This window comes from Vibrio sp. ABH4_348 (assembly GCF_056159765.1).
In genome coordinates this window covers 47,404-66,473 of sequence record NZ_JBSWVW010000001.1, presented here as the reverse complement: position 1 = coordinate 66,473, position 19,070 = coordinate 47,404, and the positions used below count along the sequence as shown (strand labels likewise).

The window sequence follows — 19,070 nt, the reverse complement described above, 5'->3', positions numbered from 1 at the left end:
ATTGCTTTCGATTACTCGTCAGACGAGAAACCAGCGTTCAGAAGTGCCGCTAGGTTATCCGTTGCTTGTTCAGCAGACGGACCTTCTTGCTCTTGAGCGCGCTTCGCTTGACGATCTTGGTGGTAGGCGAAACCTGTACCAGCTGGAATCAATCGACCAACGATTACGTTCTCTTTCAGACCGCGTAGGTCATCACGCTTACCAGAAACCGCAGCTTCTGTTAGTACGCGTGTTGTTTCCTGGAACGATGCTGCAGAGATGAACGACTCAGTTGCAAGAGACGCTTTAGTGATACCAAGCAGTTCGCGTTCGAAGCGTGCTGGCTCTTTGCCTTCAGCTTCAAGTTCGCGGTTAGCGATCTTCACTTGTGCGTATTCAACCTGCTCACCAGCTAGGAACTCAGTGTCACCAGCGTGAGTGATTGTACACTTACGTAGCATTTGACGAACGATAGTCTCGATGTGCTTATCGTTAATCTTTACACCTTGCAGACGGTAAACTTCTTGTACTTCGTTCGCGATGTACTGAGTTACTGCATGGATACCACGTAGGCGAAGGATGTCATGCGGTGACTCTGGGCCATCTGCAATTACATCACCACGTTCAACTTTTTCACCTTCGAAAACGTTCAACTGACGATGCTTAGGAATCATCTCTTCGTAAGTGTCACCACCGTCACGAGTGATAACTAGACGACGCTTACCTTTGGTTTCTTTACCAAAGCTCACAGTACCTGTGTGCTCAGCTAGAATCGCAGGCTCTTTAGGCTTACGAGCTTCGAATAGGTCAGCAACGCGAGGCAGACCACCAGTGATATCTTTGTTACCACTAGATTTCTGAGGAATACGAGCTAGCGTATCACCCACGCCTACTTCTGCACCGTCTTCGATGTTTACAATCGCTTTACCTGGTAAGAAGTAATGGGCTGGCATGTCAGTACCTGGAATCACAACATCGTTGCCTTTTTCATCAACGAGTTTGATTGCAGGACGCATGTCTTTACCTGCTGCAGGACGTGCCGCCGCTTCCGTTACTTCGCTTGAAGATAGACCTGTTAGATCATCTGTTTGGCGAGAAACGGTTACACCGTCAATCATATCTACGAATTGGATACGACCCGCTACTTCAGTGATGATTGGTAGCGTGTGCGCTTCCCAGTTAGCCACTGTTTCACCCGCAGTCACTGCATCGTTGTCACCTTTGCTTAGCAAGGTTCCGTAAGGCAGTTTGTGCTTCTCTTTAGTACGACCAAACTCATCAATGATGGTTAGTTCAGTTGCACGAGATGTGATAACCAGTTTGCCATCTTTGTTGGTTACGTACTTAGCATTGTGAAGCTTAACAGAACCGTTGTTCTTAACTTGAACACTGTTCTCAGCAGCTGCTGTAGATGCTGCACCACCGATGTGGAAAGTACGCATGGTTAGCTGTGTACCTGGTTCACCGATAGACTGAGCAGCGATTACACCGACTGCTTCACCTTGATTCACTAGGTGACCACGTGCTAGGTCACGACCGTAACATAGTGAACAACAACCGTAGTCTGAATCACAGGTTACGACTGAGCGCACTTTCATGCTGTCTACTGAGTTCTCTTCCATGATTTGGCACCACTTCTCATCGATAAGAGTGTTGCGAGGAATTAGAACTTCATCAGTACCTGGCTTAAGAACGTCTACGGCAACCACACGACCAAGCGCTAGCTCAGCTAGTGGTACTTTAACGTCACCACCTTCGATGTGAGGCATCATGTCGACACCTTCGTGAGTACCACAGTCGTATTCGCTGACTACTACGTCTTGAGCAACGTCAACTAGACGACGAGTTAGGTAACCCGAGTTCGCTGTCTTCAATGCTGTATCCGCTAGACCCTTACGAGCACCGTGGGTTGAGATAAAGTACTGAAGTACGTTTAGACCTTCTTTAAAGTTCGCTGTGATAGGCGTTTCGATGATTGAGCCGTCTGGACGAGCCATCAGACCACGCATACCTGCTAGCTGACGAATCTGTGCTGCAGAACCACGAGCGCCCGAGTCAGCCATCATGTAGATGCTGTTGAACGACTCTTGTTGCTCTTCTTCGCCATCACGGTTAACCACTGTCTCAGAAGACAGGTTTTCCATCATCGCTTTTGCAACACGGTCATTGGTTGAAGCCCAGATATCGATAACTTTGTTGTAACGCTCACCGGCAGTTACCAGACCTGACTGGTACTGGTCTTGGATTTCGCGTACTTCTTCTTCAGCTTCTGCGATCTCAGTGTACTTCGCATCTGGTACCACCATGTCGTCGATACCAACCGATACGCCAGATAGTGCCGCATAAGCAAAACCTGTGTACATGATTTGGTCAGCGAAGATTACTGTGTCTTTTAGACCAAGCTTACGGTACGCCTCGTTAAGAAGTGTAGAAATCTGCTTCTTACCTAGTTTTTGGTTTACTAGAGAGAAAGGCAGACCCGATGGAACGATTTGCCACAACATTGCACGGCCGATAGTCGTATCGACCATCTTGGTTTCTGTTGTGCTGTTGCCATCTTCGTCTTTTACTGTCTCAGTGATACGAACTTTAACGCGCGCATGCAGTTCAGCACTCTTAGTACGGTAAGCTTTTTCAGCTTCTGCTGGGCTAGCAAGGTACATGCCCTCGCCTTTCACGTTGATCTTGTCACGAGTCATGTAGTACAGACCCAATACCACGTCCTGAGAAGGTACGATGATTGGATCACCTGATGCTGGCGACAGAATGTTGTTTGTCGACATCATCAGAGTACGAGCTTCAAGCTGCGCCTCTAGAGTTAGAGGTACGTGAACCGCCATTTGGTCACCATCGAAGTCCGCGTTGTACGCCGCACACACAAGTGGGTGTAGCTGAATCGCTTTACCTTCGATTAGTACTGGTTCAAACGCCTGAATACCAAGACGGTGAAGTGTTGGTGCACGGTTTAGCAGTACAGGGTGTTCGCGGATAACTTCATCCAAAATATCCCAGACGACCGCTTCTTCGCGCTCAACCATTTTCTTAGCTGCTTTGATGGTCGTCGCTAGGCCACGAGTCTCAAGCTTGCTGTAGATAAATGGTTTGAATAGCTCAAGTGCCATCTTCTTAGGAAGACCACACTGATGCAGGCGAAGGTATGGACCTACTGTGATTACAGAACGGCCAGAGTAATCTACACGCTTACCTAGTAGGTTCTGACGGAAACGACCTTGCTTACCCTTGATCATATCAGCAAGAGATTTCAGAGGACGCTTGTTAGAACCAGTGATCGCACGACCGCGACGACCGTTATCTAGAAGGGCATCAACAGACTCTTGCAGCATACGCTTTTCGTTGCGTACGATGATGTCTGGAGCCGCTAGCTCTAGAAGACGCTTCAAACGGTTGTTTCGGTTGATCACACGACGGTATAGGTCGTTCAGATCTGAAGTCGCGAAGCGACCGCCATCTAGTGGTACTAGTGGGCGAAGATCTGGTGGAAGAACAGGTAGAACCGTTAGGATCATCCACTCAGGGTTGTTACCAGAAGCAACAAATGCCTCTACTAACTTAAGACGCTTAGTGATCTTCTTGCGCTTAGTTTCAGAGTTAGTTGTTTCCAACTCTTCACGCATTTGCTCAGCTTCAGCGTTAAGATCCATATCACGTAGCAAATCACGGATCGCTTCTGCACCCATTTTTGCTGTGAATTCATCACCCCATTCTTCAAGGCGATCTAGGTATTCTTCTTCCGTAAGCATCTGACTCTTTTCTAAGTCAGTCATGCCTGGCTCTGTCACCACGTACATTTCGAAGTAAAGAACACGTTCGATGTCACGTAGTGGAATATCCATCAACAAACCGATACGAGACGGTAGTGATTTCAAGAACCAGATGTGTGCAACTGGAGAAGCTAGCTCGATGTGGCCCATACGGTCACGACGAACTTTAGTTTGCGTTACTTCAACGCCACACTTCTCACAGATAACGCCACGGTGTTTAAGGCGCTTGTACTTACCACAAAGACATTCGTAGTCTTTTACTGGGCCAAAGATACGCGCACAAAACAAACCGTCACGTTCTGGTTTGAACGTACGATAGTTAATCGTTTCAGGTTTTTTTACTTCACCAAATGACCATGAACGAATCATGTCAGGCGAAGATAAGCCGATTTTGATTGCATCAAATTCTTCGGCTTTATGCTGTGCTTTTAGAAAGTTTAATAAGTCTTTCACAATCAGCTCCTGTGAGGAGTTTAAAAGGGCTTGCTAGCACAAGCTCCTTCTACCGGATAACTCTTGCTGGCCTTGCTTTCACAAGGCCAATTAAGAATTACTCTTCGTCTTCTAGCTCGATGTTGATACCTAGCGAGCGAATCTCTTTCAACAATACGTTGAACGATTCTGGCATGCCTGGTTCCATCGAGTGGTTACCATCAACGATGTTTTTGTACATCTTAGTACGGCCGTTAACGTCGTCCGACTTAACCGTAAGCATTTCTTGTAGCGTGTAAGCAGCACCGTATGCTTCCAGTGCCCATACTTCCATCTCACCGAAACGCTGACCACCGAACTGAGCTTTACCGCCCAATGGTTGCTGAGTAACCAAGCTGTACGAACCGGTTGAACGGGCGTGCATCTTGTCATCAACAAGGTGGTTAAGTTTTAGCATGTACATGTAACCAACGGTTACTGGGCGTTCAAACGCATCACCAGTACGACCATCAAATAGAGTCAACTGACCCGATTCAGGTAAATCGCCTAGTTGAAGAAGCTTTTTGATCTCTGGCTCAGTTGCACCATCAAAGACAGGTGTAGCAACTGGTAGACCACCACGAAGGTTTTTAATCAAGGTATGAACTTCATCATCAGTCAGTGCATCAATGTCCACTTGCTGACGAGTATCGCCAAGAGCGTAAACTTTCTTCAAGAATTCACGGAATTTCGCAAGCTCTTGCTGCTCTTTAACCATCTGGTTGATCTTGTTACCAATACCTTTAGCCGCAAGGCCTAAGTGTACTTCAAGGATCTGACCGATGTTCATACGCGACGGTACACCTAGAGGGTTCAATACGATATCAACTGGCTCACCAGTTTCATCGTAAGGCATGTCCTCTACTGGGTTAATCTTAGAGATTACACCCTTGTTACCGTGACGACCTGCCATCTTGTCACCAGGCTGGATGCGACGCTTAACCGCAAGGTAAACTTTAACGATCTTCAGTACGCCAGGAGCTAGATCATCGCCTTGTGTGATCTTACGACGCTTAGTTTCAAACTTCTTATCGAAGTCTGCTTTTAGTTCGTCGTACTGCTCTGCAAGTTGCTCAAGCTGAGTTTGTAGTGCATCGTCTTCCAACGTTTGCTCTAGCCACTTCTTACGATCTGTTGCATCAAGCTTCGCTTCGCTGTAACCGCCTTCTAGCAATACCGCTTTAACACGAGCAAGTAGACCACCTTCTAGAATCTGGAATTCTTCAGTAAGGTCTTTCTTCGCTTCTTTAAGCTGCATTTGCTCGATTTCAAGCGCACGCTTGTCTTTTTCTACGCCGTCGCGAGTAAAGACTTGAACGTCGATGATGGTACCTGACACAGAGTTAGGAACACGTAGAGACGTGTCTTTAACATCAGACGCTTTTTCACCGAAGATAGCGCGTAGAAGTTTTTCTTCTGGAGTTAGCTGAGTCTCACCTTTAGGTGTTACTTTACCAACTAGGATGTCGCCACCCTTAACTTCTGCGCCGATGTAAACGATACCTGATTCATCAAGCTTAGATAGCGCAGACTCACCTACGTTAGGGATATCAGCGGTAATTTCCTCTGAACCTAACTTAGTGTCACGAGCAATACACTGAAGCTCTTGAATGTGAATAGTTGTGAAACGGTCTTCTTGTACAACGCGCTCAGAGACTAAGATCGAGTCTTCGAAGTTGTAACCATTCCAAGGCATGAACGCTATACGCATGTTTTGACCAAGCGCTAGTTCACCCAAGTCTGTAGAAGGACCATCTGCAAGTACATCACCACGTGCAACAGGTTCACCCGGCATCACAGTTGGACGCTGGTTGATACATGTGTTTTGGTTTGAACGTGTGTACTTAGTTAGGTTGTAGATGTCGATGCCCGCTTCGCCAGGAATCAACTCGTCTTCATTAACCTTAACAACGATGCGTGAAGCATCAACAGACTGAACCGTACCACCGCGTTTCGCAACTGCAGTAACACCAGAGTCAACCGCTACGTTACGCTCAATACCCGTACCAACGAGAGGCTTGTCAGCCTTCAATGTTGGAACTGCCTGACGTTGCATGTTCGCACCCATCAAGGCACGGTTCGCATCATCGTGCTCTAGGAATGGGATTAGCGATGCCGCGATAGATACTACCTGGTTCGTTGCAACGTCCATGTACTGGGCGTGTTCACGTGGGTGAAGACCAGATTCACCTTTTTGACGCGCTGTGATTAGCTCGTCAGCAAAGGTGCCATCTTCGTTCAATTTTGCGTTCGCCTGAGCGATAACAAATTGACCTTCTTCGATAGCAGATAGGTAGTCAACTTCGTCTGTTACAGCACCATCAACTACGCGACGGTATGGTGTTTCTAGGAAACCATACTCATTACAGCGCGCAAATGCAGATAGTGAGTTAATTAGACCGATGTTTGGACCTTCAGGCGTTTCGATAGGACATAGACGACCGTAGTGCGTTACGTGTACGTCACGTACTTCGAAGCCAGCACGCTCACGAGTTAGACCACCAGGACCCAATGCAGAAATACGACGCTTGTGCGTTACTTCTGAAAGCGGGTTGTTTTGGTCCATGAACTGTGAAAGCTGTGAAGAGCCAAAGAATTCTTTAACTGCTGCAGAAATTGGCTTAGCGTTGATAAGATCTTGAGGCATGATTGCATCAAGGTCACCAAGGCTCAAACGCTCTTTAACTGCACGTTCTACACGAACTAGACCAACACGGAATTGGTTCTCTGCCATCTCACCAACAGAACGGATACGACGGTTGCCCAAGTGGTCAATATCGTCGACTTCACCGATACCGTTACGAATCGCGATAAGCTTCTTCATCACAGAGATGATATCAGTCTCGTCCAACGTACCTTGCTCAAGAGCATCTTCACGCTCAATTGAACTGTTGAACTTCATACGACCAACAGTCGATAGGTCATAACGTTCTTCAGCGAAGAACAAGCTTTCGAATAGAGCTTCTGCAGCTTCTTTCGTTGGCGGCTCACCAGGACGCATCATGCGGTAGATTTCTACCAACGCTGAAATGCGGTCAACTGTGCTGTCGATACGCAAGGTATCAGACATGAATGGGCCGTGGTCAAGATCGTTAGTAAACAGTACTTGAAGATCTTTGTGACCTGCTTGAGATAAGTTCGCTAGTGCTTCCAAGCTAAGTTCTTGGTTAGCCGCTACGATGATCTCACCAGTATCTTCGTTGATGTAGTCTTTCGACGATACTTTACCAACGATGTATTCTACTGGTACTTCGATATGATCAACCGCATCTTTTTCTAACTGACGAATGTGACGTGCAGTTACGCGACGACCTTGTTCTACGTATACTTTACCATTTGCTTCAATATCAAATGATGCGGTTTCACCACGTAGACGCTCAGGTACCAACTCCATATGTAGAGTTTGATCTTTAACAGCGAAGTTGATCTTCTCAAAGAACAAATCAAGGATTTCGTCAGTCGTCTTACCAAGTGCACGAAGAATGATCGTTGCAGGTAGCTTACGACGACGGTCAATACGCACGTACAGGTTGTCTTTCGGATCGAATTCGAAGTCTAACCATGAACCGCGGTAAGGGATCACGCGCGCATTGTATAAAACTTTACCAGATGAGTGGGTCTTACCCTTATCGCTGTCGAAGAATACGCCTGGGCTTCTGTGCAGCTGGGATACGATAACCCTCTCGGTACCATTGATTACGAAGGTACCATTGTCTGTCATGAGTGGAATTTCACCCATGTAGACTTCTTGTTCTTTAATGTCTTTTACAGTACCTGCTGGCGCGTCTTTATCAAAAATAACTAGGCGCAGTTTTACGCGTAGTGGTTTTGAATAAGTAACACCGCGAATTTGACATTCTTTTACGTCAAATACGGGATCACCAAGACGGTAGCTAACGTATTGCAGCTCGGAATTGCCGTTGTAGCTCTGAATTGGAAAAACAGAACGGAAAGCAGCCTCTAAACCATATTGACCTTCAGGATCCTGTTCGATGAATTTATCGAAAGAATCGAGCTGGATCGATAGCAGGTATGGAATGTCCAATACTTGTGGACGAGTACCAAAGTCCTTACGGATGCGCTTTTTCTCGGTATAAGAGTAAACCATGGGGTTCCTCAGCTCGCTGATAAGTGACCCAAACTGTCCATCATTGAATGAGACAGTGACTAACAACTGTTTATTTGACGGGTTCATGTTGCGCCTCAAGCGCAATATGAAAGATTTGCACGAGCTTGTGTGACTAAACAGCGGGAAAATTCACACATGCCCTACAGCGCAAAAAGGCCGGTGGTTATTAAACCACCAGCCATTAGCCATTAGGCTAAGAAATTAAGCAATAATTACTTAACTTCAACAGAAGCACCAGCTTCTTCTAGCTGAGCTTTAAGAGCTTCAGCTTCGTCCTTCTCAACACCTTCTTTTAGAGGTGCTGGAGCGCCGTCTACTAGAGCTTTAGCTTCTTTAAGACCTAGGCCAGTTGCGCCACGTACTGCTTTGATAACAGCAACTTTGTTACCGCCAACAGCAGTAAGAACAACGTCAAACTCAGTTTGCTCAGCAGCAGCTTCGCCAGCAGCTGGACCAGCAACTGCAGCAGCAGCAGCAGATACGCCGAACTTCTCTTCCATTGCTTCGATTAGTTCAACAACTTGAGTTACAGACATTTCTGCAACTGCGTCTAGGATTTGCTCGTTAGTAATAGACATAACAATTCTCTTTTAAGTCAACAATAAGTTTATTTAGCAACCAGTAAAAAGCAAGGCTTAAGCCGCTGCTTCTTGTTTTTGATCGCGGACAGCTGCGATAGTACGTACAAGCTTGCCAGCTGAAGCTTCTTTCATGCACATCATTAGGCGTGCAATTGCTTCGTCGTATGTTGGTAGCGTTGCAAGTACGTTTGCGTCAGTTAGAGCGCCTTCAAAAGCGGCAGCTTTGATCTCGAACTTGTCATTCTCTTTCGCGAAGTCTTTGAAAAGACGTGCGCCAGCACCTGGGTGCTCGTTAGAGAATGCGATTAGAGTAGGACCAGTGAAAGTGTCAACTAGACACTCGTAGTCTGTACCCTGAACCGCACGGCGTGCAAGTGTGTTACGAACAACTCGCATGTAAACGCCCGCTTCACGCGCTTGTTTACGTAGAGCTGTCATATCCGCAACTTCAACGCCACGAGAATCAGCTACAACCGCAGAAAGTGCACCACTGGCCGCTTCGTTGACTTCAGCAACAATCGCTTTTTTGTCTTGAAGGTTTAAAGCCATCTTGGATTTACTCCTGGTTGTCGTTACACCACTCACTATTATCACAACAGTGAGAGCTATTTAGGTGCAGTCCCAGAAGAAAGTAACTTAAAAAGTCTTTCTGTCAGTTCGGGCACCATCTACGTAGGGAATTAAGCTTGAAACCAAGCACCTACGGTCTTGGACGGAGACTGTTTCACGGTGAAAACCACCAATCTTCAGCCCCAACCACAAATATTAGGCGCGAGATTATACACAAATTTCACGCCTAAGCAAATGCATTACGCTTGAGTGTCCAGAGAACCCTGGTCAACTGCTACGCCAGCACCCATAGTAGTAGAAATGCTGATCTTCTTAAGGAACGCGCCCTTAGCTGAAGATGGCTTAGCTTTCTTAACTGCTACTAGTAGTGCTTCTAGGTTTTCTTTTAGCTGTTCAGCTTCGAAAGAAACCTTACCGATAGTCGTGTGAACGATACCGTTTTTGTCGTTACGGTAACGAACCTGACCTGCTTTAGCATTCTTAACTGCTTCAGCAACGTTAGGAGTTACAGTACCAACTTTAGGGTTTGGCATAAGGCCACGTGGACCTAGGATAGTACCTAGTTGACCTACAACGCGCATTGCATCTGGAGAAGCAACAACAACGTCAAAGTTCAGTTCACCCTTCTTAACTTGCTCAGCAAGATCTTCCATGCCTACGATGTCAGCACCCGCTTCTTTCGCAGCTTCAGCGTTAGCACCTTGAGTGAACACTGCAACACGGATGTCACGACCAGTACCGTGAGGTAGTACAGTAGCACCACGTACGTTTTGGTCAGATTTACGAGCATCGATACCTAGGTTGATAGCAACGTCTACAGACTCTACGAACTTAGCAGTAGCAAGCTCTTTTAGAAGAGCTACAGCTTCGTTGATTTCGTACTCTTTAGTTACGTCAACTTTTTCGCGGATAACGCGCATGCGCTTAGTTAGTTTTGCCATGATATTAACCCTCTACCACTAGGCCCATTGAACGAGCAGTACCAGCGATAGAACGCTTCATCGCTTCGATGTCAGCACCAGTCATGTCAGCAGCTTTAGTTTCTGCGATTTCTTGGATTTGAGCGTCAGTTACTGTACCCACTTTTTCAGTGTTTGGACGACCAGAACCAGACTTAATGCCAGCAGCTTTCTTAAGAAGAACAGCAGCAGGTGGAGTCTTAGTGATGAACGTGAAAGAACGGTCGTTGTATACAGTGATAACAACTGGAGTTGGAAGACCTTTCTCAACAGAATCTGTTTTTGCGTTAAACGCTTTACAGAATTCCATGATGTTAACACCGTGTTGACCTAGTGCAGGACCAACTGGTGGACTTGGGTTTGCCATACCAGCCGCAACTTGCAGTTTGATATAAGCTTCTACTTTCTTAGCCATGATATTTCCTAAGTAATGGGTTCAAACGCCGATCCTTAGATCAGCTCCCCGCTTGCTTTGATAAGAACCTATAAAAAGGCGCGAAATTATATGCAGATTTCGCGCCTCAAACAACCCTAAAAGTTGTTTTTTTAATCAAGTTTTTCTACTTGGCCAAATTCAAGCTCAACAGGTGTTGCACGGCCAAAGATCGAAACAGAAACCTTCAAGCGGCTCTTTTCGTAATCCACTTCTTCAACGGTACCGTTGAAGTCAGCAAATGGACCATCATTAACACGTACCACTTCACCTGGCTCAAACATCGTCTTAGGACGAGGAGCTTCGCTTGCTTTCTCTAGACGGTTTAGGATGGCATCTGCTTCTTTGTCAGTGATAGGAGCTGGACGATCAGATGTACCACCAATGAAGCCCATCACACGTGGAACACTGCGTACCAAGTGCCAAGATTCGTCGTTCATAATCATTTGAACTAGGACGTAACCTGGGAAGAACTTACGTTCTGATTTACGGCGTTGGCCAGCGCGCATTTCGACAACTTCTTCAGTCGGAACTAACACTTCACCAAACAACTCTTCCATATCGTGCATTTTGATATGTTCGCGAAGAGACTGTGCAACACGGCCTTCAAAACCAGAGAACGCTTGAACGACGTACCAGCGTTTTTTAGGAGCTTCACTCATGAATTAAAACCCTCTATAGCCCTGTGAAGAAGGAAACAAGACGAACCATGATGCCGTCAATGCCCCACAACACAAGTGCCATTACAATACTTACTGCTAAAACGATAAAGGTAGTTTGCGTGGTTTCTTGGCGAGTTGGCCAAACCACTTTGCGAACTTCCATACGTGATTCACGCGCGAAAGTAACCGCAGTTTTTCCTTTTTCGGTGGTTGCAGCGATGCCTAACGCTGCGGCAGCTAAAACAACTACAGCTGTAGCTCGGATGTATACTGCTAAATCACCATACAGGTAATTACCCACAACAGCGGCGGCTAGCAGAGCAATGACGATAAGCCATTTGAACGTGTCTGCAGCATTTGAGCTATCAGGAGTTTCAGCATTATTTGCTTTCATAAAACCAACCTGTTTAAGTCTTAATATAGACGACAACAACCCCGCCGTTGCAGGGCAAATCCATTCGCATCAGTTACCTGATACTCACCTTTATCTAGATACTTCGAATTCACTTCGAGCGATGGCGCTTTGAGCACCTAGAACTTCTGCTTTTTTACTTAGTGCGAACAAAGTTTCGACACCAATTGTATTTAACGCAGAAAAAGGGCATCAAATGATGCCCTTTTTGCTAGTGCTTCGTCAAATCTTAATCAAAGATTTTCGCTACAACACCAGCACCAACTGTACGGCCACCTTCACGGATAGCGAAGCGTAGACCTTCGTCCATCGCGATTGGAGCAATTAGCTCTACAGTCATCTTGATGTTGTCGCCTGGCATTACCATTTCTACGCCTTCAGGTAGCTCGATGTTACCTGTTACGTCAGTTGTACGGAAGTAGAACTGTGGACGGTAGCCTTTGAAGAACGGAGTATGACGGCCGCCTTCGTCTTTTGAAAGTACGTATACTTCTGACTCGAACTTAGTGTGTGGAGTGATTGAACCTGGAGCGGCTAGTACTTGACCACGCTCTACTTCGTCACGCTTAGTACCACGTAGTAGGGCACCAACGTTCTCACCCGCACGACCTTCGTCTAGAAGCTTACGGAACATCTCTACACCAGTACATGTAGTAGTAGTAGTATCTTTGATACCTACGATAGCGATTTCATCACCTACGTTTAGGATACCGCGCTCGATACGACCTGTTACTACTGTACCACGACCTTGGATTGAGAATACGTCTTCGATAGGCATTAGGAATGGCTGATCGATTGCACGCTCTGGCTCTGGGATGTAGCTGTCTAGCGCTTCTGCTAGCTCAACAATCTTGTCTTCCCACTGCTTCTCACCGTTTAGTGCACCAAGAGCTGAACCTTGGATTACTGGTAGGTCATCACCTGGGAAATCGTACTCAGATAGAAGCTCACGAACTTCCATTTCAACTAGCTCTAGAAGCTCTTCATCATCAACCATGTCACACTTGTTCATGAATACGATGATGTAAGGGATACCAACCTGACGACCTAGTAGGATGTGCTCACGAGTTTGTGGCATTGGGCCATCTGTAGCTGCTACTACAAGGATACCGCCGTCCATCTGAGCCGCACCAGTGATCATGTTCTTAACGTAGTCCGCGTGTCCTGGACAGTCAACGTGTGCGTAGTGGCGAGTTGGAGTGTCGTACTCTACGTGAGAAGTAGCGATTGTGATACCGCGCTCACGCTCTTCTGGAGCGTTATCGATAGATGCGAAGTCTTTCGCTTCACCGCCGTACACTTTAGCAAGAGTTGTACAGATTGCAGCAGTTAGAGTTGTTTTACCGTGGTCAACGTGGCCGATAGTACCAACGTTTACGTGCGGTTTCGTACGTTCAAATTTTTCTTTAGACATGAGTTGTCCCTCTAGGTACGGATTTAGGTGGCTTTGATGACCACGCAACCAAGACTTATTTGGTGATAAACTGGTTTTCCCAATGACTAAAAATAGTTTAGTCAAAAGAAAGTATCAAAAGGAAAGTTTCGCTTAAGAGCTGGTGCTGATAGGCAGACTCGAACTGCCGACCTCATCCTTACCAAGGATGCGCTCTACCACCTGAGCTATATCAGCACTCTAAAAGAGTGGAGCGGGCAGCGGGAATCGAACCCGCATCATCAGCTTGGAAGGCTGAGGTAATAGCCATTATACGATGCCCGCAACACGTAACTCTGTAGTGCTATTTCCTTAAGAATATGGTGGAGGGGGACGGATTCGAACCATCGAAGGCAGTGCCGGCAGATTTACAGTCTGCTCCCTTTGGCCACTCGGGAACCCCTCCAAATTGTTTCATTCTCAGTTTTGCTCAACGCGACGTTGAGGAGAGAATGGTGCCGACTACCGGAATCGAACTGGTGACCTACTGATTACAAGTCAGTTGCTCTACCTACTGAGCTAAGTCGGCACAAGTGGGCGCATTCTATTGAATGATTTTCTGGCTTGCAATAGCTAAATTAAAAAAAAATGGCATTTTGCCTACAATCCGTTTATTTGCTGTTTTTTCGTGCGATATTGGGTGTTTATGGGTAATAATTTGTCCTTGAGATTTGCAATAGCCCATCCATGAGGTATGTTGCCTCTCCTCTCTGTTATAGAAACTGGAAACGGAATGACACCTTTCTTAACTTTTGACCGCGAAAAATGGGCAGAACTGCGTAACTCTGTGCCGATGACTCTGTCAGAAGAAGACCTCGCTGAGCTGCAAGGGGTGAATGAAAACCTGACCATGTCTGAAGCGGTTGAGATCTATTTGCCATTAGCGAGATTGATCAACTTATACGTCTCGGCTCGACAAAGCCGCAATGAAGTACTGCAACAGTTTCTAAGTAACGAAGAACAAGCTCCGCCTTTTATTATTGGTATTGCCGGCAGCGTTGCCGTTGGCAAAAGCACAACAGCCAGACTTTTAAGAGCCTTACTGGCAAGGTGGGATAACCACCAAAAAGTCGAACTTGTAACAACCGATGGATTTCTGCATTCCAAATCAACACTTGAGCAAAAAGGCATTCTTCAGCGAAAAGGCTTTCCAGAATCCTATGACATTCGTCGCCTAGTACAGTTTGTTTCCGATGTAAAAGCAGGGAAGCCCAATCTCGAAGTCCCAGTGTATTCCCACATCACTTATGACATAACCAATCAAGTCAAAACCATCGACAGGCCTGATGTGTTGATTATCGAAGGTTTGAATGTTTTGCAAAGTGGGATGGATTACCCTCATGAGCCTCATCGTGTATTTGTATCTGATTTTGTTGATTTTTCAATTTTTGTCGATGCGGAGAGCGACACCATTGAGCAATGGTATATCGAACGTTTTCTCAAATTCCGTGAAGGGGCATTTAGACAACCCGGCTCGTATTTCTCGCACTACACCAAATTGACCGAGAAAGAAGCTATTGAGAAGGCAAGAAGCATCTGGCGTAGTATTAATGGTATTAATTTACAAAGTAATATTTTGCCGACCCGCGAACGGGCTCAGCTTATTCTCAAGAAAGGGAATAACCACTTGGTTGAAAACGTACTACTTAGAAAATAACTTAAGTAGAAAAGAATAGTTGTTAAAAAGCCAGTCACACTGGCTTTTTTTCGTTTAACTGGCATCACCGTACAGGTTGTCTTCATTCTTCGCCGGTAACAAGCCGCACTCGACAAAAATCCACACGCCACAAATCAGTGCCGCTAAAGATATCAATTGCTGCATATCTGTTGGAACAAACGTCGGTTGGCTTTGATCCGGAGTCGGTACCATCACCCGTCCCAAGTAAACAGGAATAAACAAAACCAACCAACGGGCCGACTTATTGCGATCGTGAAATCGCTTAGCGGTAACGGCCAGGTCCGGAATCAAAACACAGATCAGGAAGATAGGCAGAATTAAATAAGATGCCTCAGGAAATAAGGCATTCATACCGACGGATAAGAGAAAGACCGCCGCGTAGTAACAAGCATTCCAAATCCAAAACACCGGCCTTCCAACTCGGCCGTTAAAAGAAAACAGTACTTGTTTTAGTGTAAGTGATGTAATTGACATAACTGATGTCGTTCTCGCTAGTTGGTAACTTTTTGAAAGCAGTCCGTATCCATATCACGGACATTGACAGTAAGACTGTATAACTGTCCTGCTTTTTCTACCAAGACTTCCATCAATAAACGAGATAACTCTCGTTTTTGTTCTGCTGTTCTTCCGGCGAGCAATTCAAAGGTAATGTGAATAAAATCTTGGCTATCTGCCTGCTCACCAATCAACCAATGCTGATAACGCGTCGCTCTCGACTTAACCGATTTAACATCAAAAAGCTCACTGTTTACGGCTACGCGGTGTAGATCTTCCAATAAACCCGATATGTTCAGTTGCTCTTCGACTGAAGCAGAATATTCCATTACTAAATTTGGCATCAGTTGCTCTTAGGGTATTTCACCAGTTTTTGATATTGGGCTGGCAGTAATAACAATTCAATCACAAAAAACCGAGTTATTCGCACTAAAACTGTATACCGGATCACTGATCATTTTTGGTCGCACAATCCCCGGATTATCTAGATAGACATGACAGGAATCATGATTTAGCGTTTTTATTCTGTTATATTCTTTCGAAACTTTGTTTATTTTTTACATTCAATGATTATCGGAGATATTCCTATGCGTCGTCCTGTAGTGATGGGTAACTGGAAACTAAACGGCAGCAAAGCCATGGTACAAGAGCTGCTAACTGGTCTTAACGCTGAGCTAGAAGGCGTTGAAGGTGTAGACGTAGCCGTTGCGCCACCAGCACTTTACTTAGACCTAGCTGAGCGTGTTATCGCAGAAGGCGGTAACAAAATTATTCTAGGTGCACAAAACACTGACCTAAACAACAGCGGCGCGTTCACAGGCGACACTTCACCTGAAATGCTTAAAGATTTCGGTGCAACACACATCATCATCGGTCACTCTGAGCGTCGTGAGTACCACGAAGAGTCAGACGAGTTTGTTGCTAAGAAATTTGCTTTCCTAAAAGAGAATGGCCTAAAGCCTGTTTTCTGTATTGGTGAATCTGAAGCGCAAAACGAAGCAGGTGAAACTGAAGCAGTATGTGCACGTCAAATCAATGCAGTAATTGATGCGTACGGTGTAGATGCGCTAAACGCTGCAATCATTGCGTACGAGCCAATCTGGGCAATCGGTACTGGTAAAGCTGCAACGGCTGAAGATGCACAGCGTATCCACGCTTCTATCCGCGCTCTAATCGCAGAGAAAGATGCAGCGGTAGCTGAACAAGTTATCATCCAATATGGCGGTTCTGTTAAGCCAGAAAATGCTGAAGCTTACTTCGCACAGCCAGACATCGACGGTGCACTAGTAGGTGGTGCTTCACTAGATGCGAAGAGCTTTGCCGCTATCGCGAAAGCAGCAGCGAAAGCAAAAGCGTAATTTTGACAGAATCTAGCTAACGCTATTTTTTGCTAATAATCCCCAAAGCCGGCCATGCGCCGGCTTTTTGCTCTTCGCTATCTTCACACGCCATAATCAAGTATCCTTGCCGACGTTTTTTTCGAGACGAGTTTGCCAAACATGCAAGACAAACACGGACTGCTAACCGCGCCAATTCCAGAAGTATTGCGCACCATGACCATTCCGATGACGTTTGGCTTAATTGCTATTTTAATGTTCAACTTGGTCGATACGTTTTTTATCGCCATGCTAGGCACAGAAGCACTCGCAGCCATTAGCTACACCTTCCCTGTCACTTTTGGTGTTAACTGCATTACCATGGGCATTGGCATGGGGATGTCGACCCATATCGCTCGATTTTTGGGTAAAAAAGACGTTGATACCGCTCGTCGATTCACCACTCACGGACTGATCATGGCCGTCAGCACCGTGGCGAGTGTTGGTATTATTGGTCATTTCTCGATTAAACCATTATTTACCTTTTTAGGCGCCGAGCCTCACCTCATTCCATACATCCAAGACTATATGGAAATATGGTTTCTGACGATTGTGCTCCTTGTCGTCCCGATGGCAGGTAACAACGCGATTCGCGCGACTGGTGATACTAAAACTCCGGCAAAACTTATGATGTTCGCTGGCATCGTCAACGGCATACTCGATCCTTTGCTTATCTTTGGAATCGGCCCATTCCCTGAACTCGGAATACAAGGTGCTGCGATTGCCAGTGCGCTCAGTTGGCTCTGTGCTCTCACTTGGGCACTGCGGACGCTCATTGTTCGGGAAAAACTACTGGTATGGCCAAAGATTCAATATTGGTGGCAAGATGGTAAATCGATTTTAAACATTGGTGCCCCTGCCGCTTTTTCAAATGCCATGACACCTTTATCCGGAGCCATCGTGATGAGGATGCTTTCTGAACATGGGACTCCAGCGATAGCGGCCTATGGCGCAGCTCAGCGAATTGAGTCGATCCTTTTGATTGTACTGATGGCGTTAACCTCTGCCTTGATGCCCTTTATGGCCCAAAACTTTGGAGCCAACTCTCCTAAGCGCAGTTTCGACGGGTTATTCTTGAGTATGCGATTTTCTATCGTGTTTCAGTTCATCATTTTTATCATGATGGTTCCGCTCAGCTTCCCGTTAGCCAATGTGTTTTCAGAAGATAGCCAGGTGCAAGATCTACTGTGGCAATATTTAATTATTGTGCCAATCAGCTATGGGTTTCAGGGCATTATGATGATGCTGGTTTCTGCGTTAAACGCTCTTCATGTGCCAAGTAAAGCCTTTACTTGGAGTATTATCCGTCTATTTGTGATCACCTTACCCTTCGCTTGGTTGGGTGGTGTCCTCTACGGCGCAGAAGGCGTGTATATAGGTATTGCGGTCGCCAATGTTAGCGGTGGTATCTTGGCATATCTCTATGCGCTGCGTTTAAGAAAACTAAACTGCCTTCACACGGAAAGTCTTTAGTTCAATACTCCACAAGCAAAAAGAGCTGTATCAAACAGCTCTTTTACAAATTCAGTTAACAGAACCTAGTCATCCTAGTCATCAACCTCGTCATCTTCGATGTCATCGCTGTCATCAAAATCAATATCTAGCGGCTCTTGAGAGATAATGATGCCGGTGTTGTCAGCGTAGAGATAATCTTCTGGAAGAAAGGTAACGCTGCCGAAATTAACGGGTACATCAATCTCGCCAATGCCCTGGTTAGATGCACCAACAGGGATAGATGCCAATGCTTGAATCCCGATATTCATATCTTCGAGTACATCAACTTCGCGAACACTGCCATATACCACAATGCCTTCCCACTCATTTTCTTCCGCGAGTGCTGCCAACTCCGCATCAATTAACGCGCGGCGTAACGAACCACCGCCATCAATGAGCAGAACTCGACCTTGGCCATCTTGTTCCAGCGTTTGACGAATCAAGCCGTTGTCTTCAAAACACTTAATCGTCAATAGTTGGCCGGCAAACGAAGCGCTGCCACCAAAGTTACTGAACATAGGTTCAACCACATCCACTTGATCAGAGTAAACATCACAGAGAGCTGAGGTGTTGTATTCCATAGGTTACCTTCACTTTGCCTAGGTCGTGTATCTCGA

At 46.0% G+C, this 19,070-nt stretch carries 15 protein-coding genes and 4 tRNA genes; 3 read left to right on the top strand and 16 right to left on the bottom strand.

Features of this window, described 5'->3' with window-relative positions; genetic code table 11:
• Positions 1-11 precede the first annotated feature (11 nt).
• From rpoC to ACXAFJ_RS00245, 13 genes are all read right to left on the bottom strand, one after another.
• Positions 12-4,214, bottom strand: a complete 4,203-nt coding sequence (rpoC, locus tag ACXAFJ_RS00305) for a DNA-directed RNA polymerase subunit beta' (RefSeq protein ID WP_475320641.1) — start codon at positions 4,212-4,214, stop codon at positions 12-14.
• Between the two features lie 97 nt (positions 4,215-4,311).
• Entirely contained in the window at positions 4,312-8,340 is a 4,029-nt protein-coding gene (rpoB, locus tag ACXAFJ_RS00300) for a DNA-directed RNA polymerase subunit beta (protein WP_475324032.1), read from the bottom strand.
• Between the two features lie 233 nt (positions 8,341-8,573).
• A complete protein-coding gene (rplL, locus tag ACXAFJ_RS00295; RefSeq protein WP_475320639.1) occupies positions 8,574-8,939 on the bottom strand; it encodes a 50S ribosomal protein L7/L12 in 366 nt (121 codons plus the stop codon).
• A 57-nt stretch (positions 8,940-8,996) separates the two neighbouring features.
• A complete protein-coding gene (gene rplJ, locus ACXAFJ_RS00290) occupies positions 8,997-9,491 on the bottom strand; it encodes a 50S ribosomal protein L10 (protein WP_475320638.1) in 495 nt (164 codons plus the stop codon).
• Positions 9,492-9,751: 260 nt separating this feature from the next.
• Positions 9,752-10,453: a 50S ribosomal protein L1 gene (gene rplA / locus ACXAFJ_RS00285; RefSeq protein WP_475320636.1), complete on the bottom strand. Its 702-nt coding sequence runs from the start codon at positions 10,451-10,453 to the stop codon at positions 9,752-9,754.
• A gap of 4 nt (positions 10,454-10,457) precedes the next feature.
• Positions 10,458-10,886, bottom strand: a complete 429-nt coding sequence (gene rplK / locus ACXAFJ_RS00280) for a 50S ribosomal protein L11 (RefSeq protein WP_475320635.1) — start codon at positions 10,884-10,886, stop codon at positions 10,458-10,460.
• Positions 10,887-11,017: 131 nt separating this feature from the next.
• On the bottom strand, positions 11,018-11,566 hold the full coding sequence (gene nusG, locus ACXAFJ_RS00275; RefSeq protein ID WP_475320633.1) for a transcription termination/antitermination protein NusG: 549 nt from the start codon (positions 11,564-11,566) through the stop codon (positions 11,018-11,020).
• A 13-nt stretch (positions 11,567-11,579) separates the two neighbouring features.
• Positions 11,580-11,960: a preprotein translocase subunit SecE gene (secE, locus tag ACXAFJ_RS00270; protein ID WP_475320632.1), complete on the bottom strand. Its 381-nt coding sequence runs from the start codon at positions 11,958-11,960 to the stop codon at positions 11,580-11,582.
• Between the two features lie 247 nt (positions 11,961-12,207).
• Positions 12,208-13,392, bottom strand: coding sequence for an elongation factor Tu (gene tuf / locus ACXAFJ_RS00265; protein WP_475320631.1), 1,185 nt, complete (start codon positions 13,390-13,392; stop codon positions 12,208-12,210).
• Between the two features lie 140 nt (positions 13,393-13,532).
• Positions 13,533-13,608: transfer RNA gene (locus tag ACXAFJ_RS00260), tRNA-Thr, on the bottom strand.
• A gap of 12 nt (positions 13,609-13,620) precedes the next feature.
• Positions 13,621-13,695, bottom strand: a tRNA-Gly gene (locus ACXAFJ_RS00255).
• Positions 13,696-13,731: 36 nt separating this feature from the next.
• A tRNA-Tyr gene (locus ACXAFJ_RS00250) sits at positions 13,732-13,816 on the bottom strand.
• Positions 13,817-13,863: 47 nt separating this feature from the next.
• Positions 13,864-13,939 (bottom strand) — tRNA-Thr (locus ACXAFJ_RS00245).
• Positions 13,940-14,143: 204 nt separating this feature from the next.
• On the opposite strand from ACXAFJ_RS00245, the gene coaA reads away from it, so the two are divergent.
• On the top strand, positions 14,144-15,067 hold the full coding sequence (coaA, locus tag ACXAFJ_RS00240; protein WP_475320630.1) for a type I pantothenate kinase: 924 nt from the start codon (positions 14,144-14,146) through the stop codon (positions 15,065-15,067).
• A 54-nt stretch (positions 15,068-15,121) separates the two neighbouring features.
• Here the strand turns inward: coaA and ACXAFJ_RS00235 are convergent, their stop codons facing one another.
• The gene (locus tag ACXAFJ_RS00235) at positions 15,122-15,562 is read right to left on the bottom strand and encodes a DUF805 domain-containing protein (protein WP_475320628.1); all 441 of its coding nucleotides are present in this window, start codon (positions 15,560-15,562) and stop codon (positions 15,122-15,124) included.
• A gap of 17 nt (positions 15,563-15,579) precedes the next feature.
• Positions 15,580-15,927, bottom strand: coding sequence for a 5-carboxymethyl-2-hydroxymuconate Delta-isomerase (locus tag ACXAFJ_RS00230; RefSeq protein ID WP_475320627.1), 348 nt, complete (start codon positions 15,925-15,927; stop codon positions 15,580-15,582).
• A gap of 243 nt (positions 15,928-16,170) precedes the next feature.
• Here ACXAFJ_RS00230 and tpiA point away from each other — a divergent pair, with 243 nt between their 5' ends.
• Both tpiA and ACXAFJ_RS00220 read left to right on the top strand, forming a co-directional pair.
• Positions 16,171-16,941, top strand: a complete 771-nt coding sequence (gene tpiA / locus ACXAFJ_RS00225; RefSeq protein WP_475320626.1) for a triose-phosphate isomerase — start codon at positions 16,171-16,173, stop codon at positions 16,939-16,941.
• Positions 16,942-17,082: 141 nt separating this feature from the next.
• The gene (locus ACXAFJ_RS00220; RefSeq protein WP_475320624.1) at positions 17,083-18,432 is read left to right on the top strand and encodes an MATE family efflux transporter; all 1,350 of its coding nucleotides are present in this window, start codon (positions 17,083-17,085) and stop codon (positions 18,430-18,432) included.
• 74 nt (positions 18,433-18,506) lie between these two features.
• Here the strand turns inward: ACXAFJ_RS00220 and rraA are convergent, their stop codons facing one another.
• A complete protein-coding gene (gene rraA, locus ACXAFJ_RS00215; RefSeq protein WP_475320623.1) occupies positions 18,507-19,034 on the bottom strand; it encodes a ribonuclease E activity regulator RraA in 528 nt (175 codons plus the stop codon).
• Between the last annotated feature and the right edge of the window lie 36 nt (positions 19,035-19,070).